15 protein-coding genes are annotated in these 15,057 nt (G+C 65.2%); 10 read left to right on the forward strand and 5 right to left on the reverse strand.

Annotated features, from left to right (window positions below):
• Positions 1-14: 14 nt before the first annotated feature.
• On the forward strand, positions 15-803 hold the full coding sequence (locus tag FQ775_RS21815; protein ID WP_146299382.1) for a LytTR family DNA-binding domain-containing protein: 789 nt from the start codon (positions 15-17) through the stop codon (positions 801-803).
• Here FQ775_RS21815 and FQ775_RS21820 read toward each other — a convergent pair.
• On the reverse strand, positions 767-1,672 hold the full coding sequence (locus FQ775_RS21820; protein ID WP_146299381.1) for a C40 family peptidase: 906 nt from the start codon (positions 1,670-1,672) through the stop codon (positions 767-769). The two genes, FQ775_RS21815 and FQ775_RS21820, sit on opposite strands and share 37 nt — an antisense overlap.
• A gap of 180 nt (positions 1,673-1,852) precedes the next feature.
• Here FQ775_RS21820 and FQ775_RS21825 point away from each other — a divergent pair, with 180 nt between their 5' ends.
• From FQ775_RS21825 to FQ775_RS21850, 6 genes are all read left to right on the forward strand, one after another.
• Entirely contained in the window at positions 1,853-3,055 is a 1,203-nt protein-coding gene (locus FQ775_RS21825) for an MFS transporter (protein ID WP_167813105.1), read from the forward strand.
• 87 nt (positions 3,056-3,142) lie between these two features.
• Positions 3,143-3,847: a CerR family C-terminal domain-containing protein gene (locus FQ775_RS21830; RefSeq protein WP_146299379.1), complete on the forward strand. Its 705-nt coding sequence runs from the start codon at positions 3,143-3,145 to the stop codon at positions 3,845-3,847.
• Positions 3,844-4,830, forward strand: coding sequence for an HlyD family secretion protein (locus FQ775_RS21835; RefSeq protein WP_146299378.1), 987 nt, complete (start codon positions 3,844-3,846; stop codon positions 4,828-4,830). The genes FQ775_RS21830 and FQ775_RS21835 overlap by 4 nt, the downstream gene beginning before the upstream one ends.
• A 139-nt stretch (positions 4,831-4,969) precedes the next feature.
• Positions 4,970-5,887, forward strand: a complete 918-nt coding sequence (locus FQ775_RS21840) for an ABC transporter ATP-binding protein (RefSeq protein WP_146299377.1) — start codon at positions 4,970-4,972, stop codon at positions 5,885-5,887.
• Between the two features lie 85 nt (positions 5,888-5,972).
• A complete protein-coding gene (locus FQ775_RS21845; protein ID WP_146299376.1) occupies positions 5,973-7,106 on the forward strand; it encodes an ABC transporter permease in 1,134 nt (377 codons plus the stop codon).
• A gap of 1,310 nt (positions 7,107-8,416) precedes the next feature.
• Entirely contained in the window at positions 8,417-9,091 is a 675-nt protein-coding gene (locus tag FQ775_RS21850) for a hypothetical protein (RefSeq protein WP_146299375.1), read from the forward strand.
• A 46-nt stretch (positions 9,092-9,137) separates the two neighbouring features.
• Here the strand turns inward: FQ775_RS21850 and FQ775_RS21855 are convergent, their stop codons facing one another.
• Positions 9,138-9,515 (reverse strand): flagellar export protein FliJ, encoded by a 378-nt coding sequence (locus FQ775_RS21855; protein WP_146301912.1) that lies wholly within the window; start codon positions 9,513-9,515, stop codon positions 9,138-9,140.
• Between the two features lie 440 nt (positions 9,516-9,955).
• Between FQ775_RS21855 and ctrA the strand changes: the two genes are divergently transcribed.
• Positions 9,956-10,651: a response regulator transcription factor CtrA gene (gene ctrA / locus FQ775_RS21860; RefSeq protein WP_146299374.1), complete on the forward strand. Its 696-nt coding sequence runs from the start codon at positions 9,956-9,958 to the stop codon at positions 10,649-10,651.
• A 121-nt stretch (positions 10,652-10,772) separates the two neighbouring features.
• Here ctrA and FQ775_RS21865 read toward each other — a convergent pair whose 3' ends face one another.
• Together FQ775_RS21865 and chpT are read right to left on the reverse strand one after the other, a co-directional pair.
• Positions 10,773-11,141, reverse strand: a complete 369-nt coding sequence (locus FQ775_RS21865) for a response regulator (protein ID WP_146299373.1) — start codon at positions 11,139-11,141, stop codon at positions 10,773-10,775.
• A 163-nt stretch (positions 11,142-11,304) separates the two neighbouring features.
• Positions 11,305-11,934 (reverse strand): histidine phosphotransferase ChpT, encoded by a 630-nt coding sequence (chpT, locus tag FQ775_RS21870; RefSeq protein ID WP_146301911.1) that lies wholly within the window; start codon positions 11,932-11,934, stop codon positions 11,305-11,307.
• A 320-nt stretch (positions 11,935-12,254) separates the two neighbouring features.
• Between chpT and FQ775_RS21875 the strand changes: the two genes are divergently transcribed.
• Together FQ775_RS21875 and FQ775_RS21880 are read left to right on the forward strand one after the other, a co-directional pair.
• The gene (locus tag FQ775_RS21875; protein ID WP_146299372.1) at positions 12,255-12,830 is read left to right on the forward strand and encodes a DUF1134 domain-containing protein; all 576 of its coding nucleotides are present in this window, start codon (positions 12,255-12,257) and stop codon (positions 12,828-12,830) included.
• Positions 12,831-12,967: 137 nt separating this feature from the next.
• Complete coding sequence (locus FQ775_RS21880; RefSeq protein WP_146299371.1) at positions 12,968-14,215, forward strand: coiled-coil domain-containing protein; 1,248 nt, start codon at positions 12,968-12,970, stop codon at positions 14,213-14,215.
• Here FQ775_RS21880 and FQ775_RS21885 read toward each other — a convergent pair.
• Entirely contained in the window at positions 14,181-15,026 is an 846-nt protein-coding gene (locus FQ775_RS21885; protein WP_146299370.1) for a TrmH family RNA methyltransferase, read from the reverse strand. The genes FQ775_RS21880 and FQ775_RS21885 overlap by 35 nt on opposite strands.
• Positions 15,027-15,057: the final 31 nt, after the last annotated feature.

Genomic DNA, 15,057 nt, shown 5'->3' on the forward strand with positions numbered 1-15,057 from the left:
GACCGGGATTCTTCGTGACCGACGGCCCCCTGCAATTCACGATGCGCGAACTGCGGCGCACCTTGCGTGCGCCGCGCTTCTGGTTGGCGATCACCGGTGCCGCGCTGTTGCTCGGGCTCGTCGGGCCGTTCGGGACCTATGACGGCCTGACGCTGCCGGTGCGGCTGGCCTATTGGGCGGTTACGGTGCTCGCCACCTACCTGACCGGCCTCTTCTGCGTTTTCCTGCTGGCGTATCTGACATCCCCGGCATCGCCGCTGGGGATGACGCGGCTGGGGTTCGCCGGTGCCGTCGCCGGCGTGCCGGTCGCCGCAATTGTCTGGCTCATCAACTGGGTTGTCTTCGCCTGGCCCGACGGCGCCGCGATCGGCTTCGTGCCGCTGGTGTTCTACTGCATCGTCATCTCGGGGCTGGTGTCGGTGCTGATCGCCGTCTTTTCACGGGACTATGAGATGGCGCGCGCCGCCAGTGGCGCGGCCGGCGTTCCGCAGAGGCCGCGCATCCTCGACCGGCTACCGCCCGCCAAGCGCGGCCGGCTCAGGCATCTGAGTGTCCAGGACCACTATGTCGATGTCCGCACCGACCGCGGCGGTGCCCTGTTGCTCATGCGCCTGCAGGATGCGGTCGCCGAGACCGAAGGCGTCGAGGGCCTCCGGATCCACCGCTCGCACTGGGTGGCCAGCGACGCCGTTGCCGAAGCCGTGCGCCGTGACGGCCGGCTCTTCCTGCGGCTTGACGACGGCACCGAGCTGCCGGTCAGCCGGTCCTATGTGTCCGATGTGCGCGAGGCCGGGCTGGCCTGATTGGCGGCGAGCGTGCTGTCAGCGGCCGGCGTATCCTGCTGTTCGCCTTTTTCCCCCGTCTCCGCCTTCTCGGCCTCAGGCTTCGCTTGTGCCGGATCGCGCTCCCAGCGCACGCGCTTGTAGTCGAAGCCGTAGACCAGCGTCGGCTTGACGATCTCGAAGAAGGGCGAGAGGTCGAAATCGCGCGGCGTGAACAGCGAATGGTGGCGGATCGACATGATCTCGCGCCGCGAATAGCGCGACTGCGCGGTCATCTGGCCCGGCGCCCGCGTGATACGCGGCAGGATCGGATAACGCACGCCCTGATAGGCCTGCGCGATCAGCGACGAGCAGATCGCCCGCGTCGGTTCACCCGACCCGAAGGCGATCATGCGCCGGCGCCAGCGCACCGGCACCGGCGGTGTCGGGAAAAAGTACCGCAGCAGGTCGAAGATGTTCTTCATGTCATACTTCAGCCCGATGCGTTCGACCATGAACGCCACCACCGCGTCGCGGTCCTCCGGCGTCAGTCCGCTCGGCCGGCAGATTCGCGTGTTGTAGGTGCGGTATTTCGACAGCGGCACCGCCACGCAGCCTTCGCCGAGATTGACCTCGATCAGCCGCGGCCTTTCGCTGCCGTCGTCCGGTTCCGGCAGGGCGTCGGCGACATAAAGCGCGGCGTGGCTCCAGGTCGACTGCGTCAGATATTTGATCACCGCCGAGATGCGCTGGTTGCCTTCCACCAGCAGGATGTCGCCGGCGCGCAGCGTCCGACGCAATGTCTCCGGGTCCGACGGCGTATAAGGCTGGTAGCCGGACGACTCCGTCCTCAGCCTGTCGGCCAGGAAGCGGCCGAACCGGTCGAGCAGCGTGTCGGCTTCTGCACTCATTCGAACCTCCGGCGCGGACTATGGACTCCATGGCCGCGAAGGTGAAGCGCGGGTCGTTCGCTGGCCCAAGCGGCGCGGCAAATGTTGGCGCAGTCGTCGCCATCGCCGCCATGGGCTTGCGCGCGCCGGACCTGCCGCTACCTTCGCGCGGCAACAGGAGGTACGCGATGCGGCAGGCATATGGCGCAGGGTGACGTCCGCGACGTGCATGCGGCCGCCGGCAACGCCGCGCTGGTTGCCACCCTCGCCGCCGGAAATTTCGCTATCGGCATGGGCGCTTTCGTCGTCATTGGCGTCTTGTCGCCGCTCGCCGCCGACCTCGGCATGTCGACTGCTGCGGCGGGCATGGTCATGACCGTCTACGCTATTGCCTATGCGCTCATGTCGCCGCTGCTTGTTTCCTTTACTGGCGGCTTCGACCGCCGCGCGGTGCTGATCGCGGCACTTTCTCTGTTTCTGGGCTCGGCCGTTCTCTCGATGCTGGCGCCAAACGCGATCCTGCTCTACGCCGCCCGTGTTCTCGGCGCGCTTGGCGCTGGCATGTTCACGCTGGTCGCGGCGAGCGTCGTCTTTTCCGCCAGCCCGCCGGAACGCCGTGGCCGTGCGCTCGCCAACGTGTTCGTCGGCATGACGCTTGCCCAGGCTTTCGGGCTGCCGGTCGGAAGTTTCGTCGGCTATACGTTCGGGTGGCAGGCTGCCTTTGCCGTCGTCGTACTGCTCACGGCGCTATCGTTGCTGCTTGTGATACGCCACGTGCCGCGCGGCATCGCCTTCCAGCCAACTTCGCTGACGACGCTGGCGTCCGCGCTGGCCGACTGGCGAAGTGTCGTCTCGGTGCTGGTCACCGCCAGCTTCACCGCTTCGGCCTACATCCTCTACACCTTCGTCACGCCGCTCTTCGAGAGCTCGATGGGGCTCGGTCGCAACGGCATCGCGTTGATCCTGGTCTTCTACGGCGCCGGCGCCGTGGCGGGCAGCTGGTCGGCCGGACTTGTCACGGACCGGGTCGGGCCGGTGGCGACGCTTGCCTGCGTGGCAATCGTCCAGGTGGCGATCATGCCGTTCTATTCCTTCCTGCCGCTGCCCTTCATGGCGCTGGCGATCCTCACCTTCTTCTGGGCGATGTTCGGCTGGTCGTTCATGGTGCCACAACAGGCGCGGCTGGTGCGGCAGACCCCGCATCGCCAGGCCGTCGTCCTGTCGCTCAACGCCGCCTGCATCTATGTCGGCGCCTCGCTCGGCTCGGCCGCCGGCGGGATTGCAGTCGCCCGCCTCGGCCTCGACTGGCTGGGCATCGTCGGCGGCATCGCGATGGCGCTCGGTGTCGCTCACCTTTTCCTCTCCGAACGCCTGATGGCGCCGCGCATGGCCGCGCACGCCTGATCGGCCCGCGGCGCCGATTGGCATGCTTGCCAATCGCATTCCACGCCCGTGCTTGAATTTAATCATTCGATTGATTAAATTGCTGGCATGAACCAGCGTGCCCCTTCGCCCCGCCGCGGCCAGACCGCGCTGCCGTCCGCCGAGCAGACCCGGCTTGCCTTGATCCGCGCCGGTCTCAAGCTCTTTGGCGCCAACGGTTTTGATGGCACTTCCACACGCGAAATCGCCGCCACCGCGAAGGCCAATATCGCTTCCATCGCCTATCATTTCGGCGGCAAGGAAGGACTGCGTGCGGCCTGCGCCGATCACATCGTGACCACCATCGAGACCATGGCGGCGCGCGCGCTCGGCCCGCTTGAGGAGGGGCAGGGGCCGGACCACCTGTCGCCCGAGGCCGCGCATGCGGCCTTCTCAGCCGCGCTCGAACGTATGGTGTCGTTCGTGGTCGCGCGCCCCGAGGCGGGCGAGATCGTCCAGTTCATCCTGCGCGAGCTTGCCCATCCGACCAGTGCGCTCGACCGCATCTATTCCGGTGTCTTCGAGCCGACCCATCGCCGCCTCTGCATGCTGTGGGAGGCGGCGACCGGCGAGCCGGCCGAGAGCGAGCGCACGCGCATCGCGGTCTTCACCATGATCGGCCAGGTGGTCTATTTCCGCATCGGCCGTGTCGCGGTCATGCGCCGCATGGGCTGGAGCGAGATCGGCGAGCGCGAGGCCGCCGCGATCGTCGATGTCGCGCGCGACAATCTTGACGCCGTCATGGCCGCGCGGCGCGAAAAGGCCGTACGATGAGCCTGCTCTGCGCCATCCCCTGGGCGGCCTTTCTCTTTGCCGCCTGCGCCCCTGCCGAGCCTCTGGCGGTAGGCTATGTCGAGGGCGAATATGTCCTCCTGGCGCCGATCGAGGTCGCGCAGCTGCGCGAGGTGGCGGTCAATCGCGGCGACCGTGTCGCGCCCGGCGATCCAGTCGCGCGGCTCGAGGACGCCGATGCGAAAATCGCCGTCGCTCAGGCCCAGGCCGCGCTCGGCCAGGCCAAGGCCCAACTCGCCGACCTCAAGCTCGGCAAGCGGCCCGAAGAGATCGCCGTCCTCGACGCCGCCGTGCAGTCGGCCGAGGCGCAACTGCGCGAGGCGCGGCGTGTGCTTGCCCGCATCGAGGACCTGTTTCGCCGCGGCATCGCCACCCAGGCGCAACTTGATGAAGCCCGGACCTCCGTCGAGATGGCCGAGGCTCAGCTCAATCAGGCGGAGGCGAATCGCGAGGTCGCCGGCCTGCCGGCGCGAGCCGAGGCGATCAAGGCGGCCGAAAACCAGGTCGAACAGGCCGAGGCGTCGCTGGAAAATGCCCGTTGGCGGCTGTCGGAGCGAACGGTCAAGTCCCCGTCCGCCGGCCGCGTCGACGATGTCATCCGCAGTCCCGGCGACATTGCTGGTCCGTCCGCGCCCGTCATTTCGATGCTCCCCGATGGTGCCGTCAAGCTCAAGCTCTTCGTGCCCGAACCGTCCTTTGCCGCCATCGCCGTCGGCGATCGCCTCGACGTGCGCTGCGACGGCTGCGCGGAAGGTCTTTCCGCACAGGTCTCCTACGTCTCCCCGGAACCGGAGTTCACGCCGCCGGTCATCTATTCGCTCGAGACGCGGCAGAAGCTTGTCTATCTCGTCGAGGCGCGGCCGGACGAGGGCGCTGCGCGGCTCAAGCCGGGCCAGATCGTCGACGTCCGCCTGCCCGACGGCGGCGACGGCACGGCGGGGAAAAGCGGGCAGGGGGCGCGGTAAAGATGAGCGGAATGGGCCTTCCATCCATTTCGTTGGCATCCATGCGGCTGGTGCGGCACTCCCCCGCGCCTGTCACCGGTCGCCGCCTGCGCACCCTGTCCACTCTTCCCCGCCGTCGGCAGGTTTGTGGAGACCTGCCGTGAACACGATCGATGTCCACGGTCTGGTCAAGCGCTTCGGCGAAAAGACCGTCGTCGACGACGTCACCATGCAGGTTGCCGAGGGCGAGATCGTCGGCTTCCTCGGCCCCAACGGCTCCGGCAAGACCACCACCATCCGCATCATGTGCGGCCTGCTCACCCCCGACGGGGGCTCGGGCCGCGTGCTCGGCTTCGACCTCAGAACCGAAGCGCTGAAGATCAAGCGCGAGGTCGGCTACATGACGCAGAAGTTCTCCTTCTACGAAGACCTGACGATTGCCGAGAACCTCGAATTTGTCGCCCGCCTCTACCAGCTCAGGCCGGTGCGCAAGCATGTTGCCGACACGCTCGCCGATCTCGGAATGACCTCGCGCCGCAACCAGCTTGCCGGCACGCTGTCGGGCGGCTGGAAGCAGCGCCTGGCGCTTGCCGCCTGCATCATGCATCACCCGAAATTGCTCCTGCTCGACGAGCCGACCGCCGGCGTCGATCCCAAGGCGCGGCGTGAGTTCTGGGACGAGATCCATCATCTGGCGCGGGGCGGGCTCACCGTGCTCGTCTCCACGCACTACATGGACGAGGCCGAGCGCTGCCACCGGATCGCCTACATCTCTTATGGCAGGATGCTGGCGACCGGTTCGGTCGACCAGGTCGTGAGCGACGCCGGGCTTTTCACCTTCATCGTCTCCGGCGCCAGGTTGAACGAGGTCGCAGACCTGCTGGAAGGCCGCGATGGCGTCGAGCAGGTCGCGCCCTTCGGCACCACGCTGCATGTCGTCGGCTCGGACCGTAGCAGGCTGGAGGCGGCGCTTGCCGATATCCGCGGTCGTGACGATGTCGACGTCGCGCCGGGGGAGACCAGCCTCGAGGATGTCTTCATCCAGTTCATGGCCGGCTCCAGGGACAACATGCAATGACGGCCCGTCGGAGATTGGCGTTACCCGCGCCAGAGGAAGCGTGGCTTGCCCCGGCGAGGCGTCGGGCGCCGAATGGAGCAGCTCGATGACCGGTCTGTTTTCCTTCGGTCGCCTGGGCGCGCTGCTGATCAAGGAGTTCATCCAGATGCGGCGCGACCGCATCACCTTCGCCATGATGCTCGGCGTACCGCTGATGCAGCTCCTGCTCTTCGGCTACGCCATCAACACCGACCCCAAGAGCCTGCCGGCGGCGCTGGTGGCGATCGGCAACGACCACTACACCCGGGCCATTGTCGCGGCGTTCCAGAACACCGACTACTACCGTTTCGATCACGTCGCGACGAGCGCGGCCGAAGCCGAACATCTGATCGCCAGCGGCGCTGTCTCCTTCGTCGTCACCATCCCGTCCGATTTTGCCCGCCGCGTCGACCGCGGCGACGACCCGCGGATCCTGGTCGAGGCCGACGCCACCGACCCTTCCGCCTCCTCCGGCGCGGTCTCTACCCTGACGACGCTTGCCGCCAGTGCGCTGAAGCGCGAGCGCGGCATCGCTCCCGGAGCCGGCGAGGCGAGCGCCATGCTCGATGTCATCGTCCACCGCCGCTACAACCCGGAAGGCCTCTCGCAATACAACATCGTGCCCGGCCTGCTCGGCGTCATCCTGCAAATGACGATGGTCATGATGACGTCGATCGCGCTGACCCGCGAGACCGAGCGCGGCACCATGGAAAACCTGCTCGCCATGCCGGCGAGCCCGGCCGAGATCATGCTTGGCAAGGTGCTGCCCTATCTGGTTGTCGGCGCCGTGCAGGTGGTGGTCGTGCTGGTCACGGCGAAGCTGCTGTTTGCCGTGCCCTTCATCGGCTCGCTGCCACTCTTGCTGGCCGCAATCCTAGTGTTCGTGCTCGCGCTGGTGTTGCTCGGCTATACCATCTCGACAATCGCCCGCACCCAGATGCAGGCGCTTCAGCTCACCTTCTTTTTCTTCCTGCCGTCGATCCTCTTGTCGGGTTTCATGTTTCCTTATCGCGGCATGCCCAGCTGGGCGCAGGCCTTCGGCGAGATTCTGCCGCTCACCCATTTCCTGCGCGTTATCCGCGCCGTGATGCTGAAGGGGGCCGACTTGGCAGCCGTCGGCACCGAGATCGCGTGGCTCGCCGGCTTCGTCGTCTTCTTTTCCGCCCTGGCGCTGGCGCGTTTCAGGCGTACGCTGGATTGAGGAGTTCCAGCGCCGCCGCTCCGCACATCAGGACCAGGGAACCTGGCGCCATCAGTTTGTCCACGTGGCTAAATGTGGGAATATCTTGGTCGGACCGTCCCGTAAGGAGCAGTCCATGCCACCAAATCTCCCCGAACGCGATCATACCGCTCTGTTGCTGAGAACGATCTCGCGGCAGAGGAATTCCGACGGGCGTTTCAGCGGTTGCGGGGAAAGGCCGGGTTCGATCCCGACCAGCCAAGGGTTCCGGCGGGCAATCCGTCTGGTGGACAATGGACAAGGGTTGGTGTCGGCACCGGTCGACGGGTGGAGGCGACAACATCGGCGCGACGAAAACCAACGGGGTCCACCGCTCCGGAAGCTCCCCGGAAGCCGGTGTCAGCGGGCAAGGCCCCAAATGGCATTGAGGTAGTGGAGGCGACATTTCGCGCGACGTCGCGTGGTCGTGCGATACGCGACACGTCGGGCCGCGAGGCTTGGGAACGTTACAGCGACGTTCGCCGCGCCGATGGATCGGTCGCGGGTCGCGCCGTCGATATGCGTGACGGTAGCCGGATTTTGGAGGCGGCGCCCGCGAATGGTGAGGTCGTCGCTGCGAGTCACATCGTCAAACCTAAGGACGGTGCGCCGCTCCTGTTCAGGGTCGAGGACGGCGTTCAAACCGTGCGCGACGCGAGCGGCAATCCGCTTCTTCGCTCGGAGTGGACAAATAACGGCCCTGTCAGGCTCCCTGTTTCCCGCCCTGCAGCCATATCTGGTCATCAGCTACAAGACGTCGAGCAAGCGGGCGCTGTACTCTACAACTGGCTGTCAACGTCGAACAGCTCCGAGCGGCGAGCCTGTCTGGCTTTCAGGGCCGTGAAATACCGGCCGGGTAGGTTCTCCGCTAACATGGTGTATGCCGGCTCCGTATCACGGGAGGAAGTTGACGCTGCTTGCCGCCGATTGCGGCAAGTACAACGCCTCACAGACGAAGCAACGCGCGAAGCTGGCGATCCTCTGAGATATCGGAGACCATCCGAATTCGGTACCGCGGTTCATGTAAGGCTTCGTCGAAAAGTGGACGCACTATCTGATCCGGACCTAAAGGCGGAGCTGTCGCTTTCGAAAACTCTCGATGAGGCGCTGCTCAGGCCGGGGTCGATCCGAATTGACGTGGTCGAAGACAGTGGTATCGGACCGATTTGCGTATACGATATCAAGACCGGCAGACGCGGGCTTACATCGAAGCGAGTGCGCGAATTTGCGAGGCGGCTCAGCCTGCGCTCGCGGGGGAGAGTGATTATCATCTCGGAAATAAGACCCTACGAATGACCACGCGCGAACAGATTCGGACGCTGCTGGAACCCATCACCAGATGCTACAGTGACGTGGTGTTGGATCGCTCATGGGCGCTGCTTGTTCCGGTTCGTCATATCCTCAAAGTGATCAAGATCGACGGATCGAGCAGCGCCGATGGCTTCTATCCGAAATGCATGGCGATCAGCCTGGTATCGCCGCCCCACCTGATGCCGCTCGTTTTCGAGCAGCGTTTTTCGACTCGCGGCGGGTGGTCGTGGACCGATCCGGGCATGCCCGAGGCGTTTTACCGGGAGGTGGACGAGAGTGCCTTGCCAACGATACGCTCCATTTCCTCCTTCGAGTCCTTGCTGGAGCGAACCGCGCTCCCTGGCCCGCTTCGGCAAGACCCCGTCGGTAGCCAGCTCTTTCAGGATATCGCCGTGCATGCCGTCCGAGGTGATCTGGCGCGCGTACGAGCTTGGTGCGCGCTGGCCGAACGCACGCGCTCCGAATGGGAAGCCGGCATGTGGCGGGAAGAAATCGAAGCGGTCGTGCTGCCGATCTGCACGTTCATGTCGCGCGATGATATCGCGGGCCTGATGGTGATGCTTCATGGGTGGGAGCGCCAGGCGGCTCATGCCGTCGGCATTGATCGCTTCTGGGAGCCGAGCCCGTTTCCGATCGAAGAACAGATGCAGGGTTGACGCAACGACGCCGCGAACCCGGCGCCGTTCGGACAGGTCGGCGCCGTCAACCCACGATGGCGCGGCGCAGTTCGGTTTCGGCCTCGCGCACGCGCGCGTCGCGCGTTTCCAGTTGCTCGGCCTTGGCCAGTTCGCCCTCGGCTTCCGCAAGCGCGGCTTCTGCATTGGCTTTCTGCTCGATCAGGTCGAGGCGCGAATTGGTCAGGTTGTCGCGGCGCTGGCGCGCCGCCTTGGCGAAGGTCGGATAGGCGAAGTGGGCGGTGTCGGTGATGCCGGACTTCTTCTCTTCATGCTGGATCTGGGCATCCAGTTCCGCCGCCATGCGGTCGAACTCCGCGATCATCATCTCCAGCTGGGTCAGTTGCCGGCGGACTTCGTTGACCTTGAATTGCTTCAGCCGGACCAGGTTCGCACGTGACTTCATACCCAATACTCCAAACACATACGCGTACACGGCGACCCGGCGGAATGCGGCCCGCAAGCGCCCTCCCGCTAGCGTGGTCGCGGCGGCAAGATATCCTCAACTTTCTTGCCGGCGGTAACCATTCGTTTACGGGCACCGTTAATCATAGTCGCGAGGGCTTAAAGCACGGTAAAGAACCACGCCGAGCCGGGCCCACAGCCGGCAAGTCGAGTCGCCTGAGTCACTTGTCCCGGTTTCCTTATCCTGAACGTTAACGATGAAGCATCGCGATTCGTGTTTGGATTCAAGAAGGTGATCAAACATGCTGAATGCCGCCGGGCGACTTGCCAGGCGGAATCAGATTTTGTTAACCATTTACTGGCAGCCTCCGACTCAGGTGATGGCTGCTCCCGGGACGGTCGAGCCGCAATGGCGGCCGGGCGGCAGAGAAGGGGAATGAAATGCGCGTCCTTTTGATTGAAGACGACGGTGCGACCGCGCAGAGCATCGAACTGATGCTCAAGTCGGAAAGCTTCAACGTCTACACCACCGACCTCGGGGAAGAAGGCGTCGACCTCGGCAAGCTTTACGACTACGACATCATCCTTCTCGACCTGAACCTGCCGGACATGTCCGGCTACGAGGTTCTGCGGACGCTGCGCCTGTCCAAGGTCAAGACGCCCATCCTGATCCTTTCCGGCCTGGCCGGCATCGAGGACAAGGTGCGCGGCCTCGGCTTCGGCGCCGACGACTACATGACCAAGCCGTTCCACAAGGACGAGCTTGTGGCGCGCATCCACGCCATCGTGCGCCGCTCCAAGGGCCATGCCCAGTCGGTGATCACCACAGGCGACCTGATCGTCAATCTGGACGCCAAGACCGTGGAGGTCGGTGGCCAGCGCGTGCATCTGACCGGCAAGGAATACCAGATGCTGGAGCTGCTTTCCCTGCGGAAGGGAACCACGCTCACCAAGGAAATGTTCCTCAACCATCTTTATGGCGGCATGGACGAGCCGGAGCTGAAGATCATCGACGTCTTCATCTGCAAGCTCCGCAAGAAGCTCGATGCGGCGTCCGGCGGCCAGAACTTCATCGAGACGGTCTGGGGCCGCGGCTATGTGCTGCGCGAGCCCGAGGAAATCCGCGCCAGCGCCTGACGCCGGCTCATGCCCCAGAATTCAGCAATGCCCGGCTTCGGCCGGGCATTTTCATTTGTCGGTCGTTGGGATTACCGGATGGGTGGCAGCCAGCCGATATGCCGGCGTGCGCGGGATCGCGTCAGGCGGCGCTTTGCAGTTCGCGGAAGCGTTCGATCAGCTGCGAACGGTTGAACGGCTTGAACATGTAGCCATTGGCGCCGGCGCGCTTGGCCCGCATGATCATGCCGATGTCGAACTCCAGGATCGAGATCAGGATGCGCACACCCTTGCCGCCGGGTAACGCCTTGACATCACGAATGAAATCAGTGGCCGCCATGTCCGGCAATACGCCGTCGACGATGATCGTGTCGGGCATCTGCGCGCCGCACATGGCGAGCGCGTCGCTGCCGTTGGTAGCCTCGACCACGACGATCTCCGGACTGCCCAGGATGCGCTTGACGACCTTCCTGATGATGCTGGAATCGTCGATGATCATGCAGCGGTTCATGGTCCCGGTCCCTGCTCACGAGCCGGGTGTCACCCGGCCAAACATCACCCCGAACCTCACCTTAGGCGAAGATCGTAAAGGAATTGGCCAATCCGGCGGCTAAAATTGCAAAAAAGCCGCCGGTCATGCATGCGGGAGATGGAAGGGGGAGCGAAGCCGACCCTCAGGAGGCGGTGAAGACGACGTCCTCGGCGCCGGCGCGGATAGCGATCGTCATCCCGGCCTCGCGTGCCAGCAGCAGCGTGTAATAGGGCTGGATTGCATGGGCGTCGATCGGCTCCTCGGGCTTGCCGCCCGAGTGCATTTCGAGGAATTTCGGCGGCACCCGCACCATCGGCCCGCTGGCCTTGATCGTGAAGCGCGGCGCTGTTTCCAGCTCGGCGAGATCGACGGTAAGCCGTCCGCCGCGCGGTATGGCGCCGGTGGCCACCAGGAGCAGGTTGAGCAGCAGCTTGACCTTGTTCTTGGGCAGCAATGCCCGCCCGCCATTCCATTCCAGGTCCGGCTTTTCCGTCTTGAATAGCGCGTCGGCCACCGTTGCCGCGTCGCCGGTGTCGATCTGCATGCCGGCCGAACCGGCCGCGCCGAAGGCGATGCGCGCAAATTGCAGCCGCGCCGAGGCGGTTCGTGCGCTCTGCCGGATCAGCGCCATGGCGTCTTCGTCGGCGCCGCCCTCGTCCAGAAGTTCCAGCCCGTTGTTGATCGCCCCCACGGGCGAAATGATGTCATGGCAGACACGGCTGCACAAAAGGGCCGCCAGCTCCGGCGCCGTGAGCGTAAAGAGTTCGGACATGTCTCCGTTTCTCCTAGCGGAAGCGGAGGCGCTCCGCCGACGGGAACGCTCCGTTGCCTCACCTGTCCCGGTCGCCGATCGCCACTTGCGAATCATCGGCGCCAACCCCACCCGACCGTCGTTGCACAAGCCGCCGGTGCCCGCAAGAAAACCCGTCCCTCCGCTGTCCATTTCCGGCCTTCGTGCCGCCATCTTCATCCGTTTCTTAATCGATGACGAACGTTTGCTGACTAGCGTGCGATTCGAACCGGAAAGGCGGCCGCCAGAGCCGCCCGCAGGGATGCGCCCCTCAGAGCTGCTCCGAACTGGAGAACGACCATATGCTGTCAAGGACAAACCCCGCCGCGCGTGCGCTGGCCGCGGCGTTTGCATTTTTCGTGCTGACCCTGGCGATTTCCGGCCCGGCGCGCGCGCAGGAATACACTGCCCGGGAAATCGTGGATTCCGGCCATCGGTTCTTTGGCGCGACCTCGGGTGGCTTGGCCACGATCGTTGAGAAGATCTTCTCCGCCTACGGCCTTCCCAACGGCTATATCCTGGGCGAGGAAGGCTCCGGCGCCATCGTCGGCGGCCTGACCTACGGTGAGGGCACGCTCTACACCAAGAATGCCGGCGACCATCCGGTATTCTGGCAGGGGCCCTCCGTCGGCTGGGATTTCGGCGGCCAGGGTTCGCGCACCATGATCCTGGTCTACAATCTTGATGCCGTCGACGCGCTCTACAATCGCTTCCTCGGCGTCGCCGGTTCCGCCTACGCAGTCGCCGGCATCGGCTTCACGGTCATGAAGCACGGCAACATCCTGCTCGTTCCGGTGCGCACGGGCATCGGCGCGCGTCTCGGCGTCAACATCGGCTATCTGAAACTGACCCAGCGTCCGACCTGGAATCCGTTCTGAACCGTTCGCCTGCATTGCCCCGGCGCCGGCTTAACCTTAAGGCCAAGTAAACGGCGCCGTGCTATGGATCATGCGGGGGGCGACATGGCATTTTCATCGTCCGGTGCGATGATGAACCCATTGCGGGGCGGGCGGCCTTGATAGAATCGATCCTGTTCTTCTCGCTGGGCTTTTTGTGCTCGGCTTTCCTGGCGCTGATGATCGCGCCGGCGCTATGGCGCCGTGCCGTAGCGCTGACGCGCCGCCGCATCGAAGCGGCGGTGCCGATGTCGCTGGGCGAGATCGAGGCCGACAAGGACCGCATGCGCGCCGAGTTCGCCATGTCGACGCGGCGCCTTGAGATGAGCATCCAGGCCTTCCGCGAGAAGGCGGCAAGCCAGATCATCGAAATCAACCGCAATCAGGAACAGCTCAAGAAGCTGGCGAGCGAGCGCGCCCAAAAGTCCGATACGATCACCGAACTCGAAAAGCAGGCGAGCGAACTGCGCGAGGAACTGCGTCGCCGCGAGGATCAGTTGAAGGGCGTCGGCGACAGGCTCGCCGCAGCCGAGCAGGACATCGAGGCCAAGGCACTCGAACTCGACAAGCTCGGGCGCATGTATGACGAGGCGAGCCTGTCGGCCAGCAACCGCCAGATCGAGCTCGTGGCGCGCGAGGCCGATTTCGAGCGCGTATCGGGCGATGTCGGCAGCTTGCGCGCGCAGCGCAAGGAAGCCGAACGCCGGTTGCGCGATGCGGTCGCCGAGGCCAAGGGTGCGCAGGAAGCGCTGCGCGCCGAAAAGAAGAAGGTGGCTGATCTCGAAAAGCGGCTGGAGCGGCTTACCACAACGCTGACCGACCGCGAGGACAAACTCGACCGGCGCGAAAAGGAACTGGCGCGGCTGCGTGGCCAGTTGAAGAGCGCCTCGGGGCTCGAAAACGACCTCAGCACCCAGCTTGCCTCGTCCGAGAGCCAGCGCGTGAAGCTGGAGGCGGAGATCGCCGACCTGACGCTGCAGATGTCGACGCTGCTGTCCGGGGCTACCGGCGGCGACGTTGAAAAGGCCATGGAAAAGCTCGGCGGCGAGCGCGACCGGCTTGAAAAGCGCGTCACCGCCCTGATGCGCGAAAACCGCAAGCTGAAGTCGGAAGTCTCCGCCCATGCGCGCGCCTCGACCGAGGACTGGGACGAGCAGCGGCGCGACAATGCATTGCTGCGCGAACAGATCAACGATCTCGCCGCCGAGGTGGTGAAGCTGACCGAAATGCTCGACGGTCCGGATTCTCCGATCGGCGTCGAGCTTGCCAGGGATGCCGGGGCACGGCCCGCCACTGGCGGTGACGGCCGGCCCGTCAGCCTGGCCGACCGGGTCAAGGCCCTGAAGGAGGCGGCCTCGGTCCGCTGACCTGGCCAGCGCCGCGCCACAGCCGGTGCAGCGCGATCGCCGAGGCGGCAGCGACGTTGAGGCTGTCGAACGAGGCCGACATGCCGATCCGCACGGCTTCCATCGACGCCATCACGCTTGGCGCTAGCCCGTCGCCTTCGCTGCCAAGGAAGATCGCGTTGCGCCCGCCGGGCTTGATTGCGGCGATGTCGCTCCCTCCGCTTGGTGACAGCGCCAGGCAGCGGAACCCCGCGCCGATTAGCGAGGCCGTGATTGCCTTCGTCGATCCGCCCCGAACGAACGGTACCTTGAGCGTCGCCCCCACGGAGACGCGGATCGCCTTGCGATAGAGCGGATCGCTCGAGGTTTCGTCGAGCAGGACAAGGTCGGCTTCGAAGGCAGCGGCGTTGCGAAAGATCGCGCCGACATTGTCGTGGTTCGAGACGCCGGCCATCACCACCACCAGCGCTTCTGCCGGCAGGTGGGCGAGTTCGCCTTCGAGCGTGCGCTCCGGCCCGCGGCGTCCCAGGCCGAGCACGCCGCGATGGACATGAAAGCCGGCAAGGGCGTCGATCACGGGCGCTTTCGCCACATAGGCCGGCAGGCCGTCGGGCGCCGCATCAAGCAGCGGCCGCGCCCCGGCGAGGCGGTTCTCCAGGATCAGGAGTGACTCCGCCTCGAAACGGCTCCCGTTCAGGAGCACGTTCAGCACCACCTTGCCTTCGGCGATGAACCTGCCGTCGCGTCCGACGAGATCCTTTTCGCGGATGTCCCGGTAAGGCGCTAGGCGGGGATCGTCGGGATCCTCGACGTGAATGAGGCGGGCGACCATGCTGGTATCGCTAGCGCAAGCTGCCCGCCAG

It is taken from the genome of Nitratireductor mangrovi, from assembly GCF_007922615.2.
In the GTDB taxonomy this organism is placed as follows: Bacteria; Pseudomonadota; Alphaproteobacteria; order Rhizobiales; family Rhizobiaceae; genus Mangrovimarina; species Mangrovimarina mangrovi.

Bases quoted from the DNA above. Each gene is read 5' to 3' on its own strand.
- FQ775_RS21875 (WP_146299372.1), top strand. From the start codon at position 12,255: ATGCTGTCAAGGACAAACCCCGCCGCGCGTGCGCTGGCCGCGGCGTTT.
- FQ775_RS21855 (WP_146301912.1), bottom strand. From the start codon at position 9,515: ATGAAGTCACGTGCGAACCTGGTCCGGCTGAAGCAATTCAAGGTCAAC.
- FQ775_RS21845 (WP_146299376.1), top strand. From the start codon at position 5,973: ATGACCGGTCTGTTTTCCTTCGGTCGCCTGGGCGCGCTGCTGATCAAG.
- FQ775_RS21885 (WP_146299370.1), bottom strand. From the start codon at position 15,026: ATGGTCGCCCGCCTCATTCACGTCGAGGATCCCGACGATCCCCGCCTA.
- FQ775_RS21820 (WP_146299381.1), bottom strand. From the start codon at position 1,672: ATGAGTGCAGAAGCCGACACGCTGCTCGACCGGTTCGGCCGCTTCCTG.
- ctrA (WP_146299374.1), top strand. From the start codon at position 9,956: ATGCGCGTCCTTTTGATTGAAGACGACGGTGCGACCGCGCAGAGCATC.
- FQ775_RS21825 (WP_167813105.1), top strand. From the start codon at position 1,853: ATGGCGCAGGGTGACGTCCGCGACGTGCATGCGGCCGCCGGCAACGCC.
- FQ775_RS21850 (WP_146299375.1), top strand. From the start codon at position 8,417: ATGACCACGCGCGAACAGATTCGGACGCTGCTGGAACCCATCACCAGA.
- FQ775_RS21830 (WP_146299379.1), top strand. From the start codon at position 3,143: ATGAACCAGCGTGCCCCTTCGCCCCGCCGCGGCCAGACCGCGCTGCCG.
- chpT (WP_146301911.1), bottom strand. From the start codon at position 11,934: ATGTCCGAACTCTTTACGCTCACGGCGCCGGAGCTGGCGGCCCTTTTG.
- FQ775_RS21835 (WP_146299378.1), top strand. From the start codon at position 3,844: ATGAGCCTGCTCTGCGCCATCCCCTGGGCGGCCTTTCTCTTTGCCGCC.
- FQ775_RS21865 (WP_146299373.1), bottom strand. From the start codon at position 11,141: ATGAACCGCTGCATGATCATCGACGATTCCAGCATCATCAGGAAGGTC.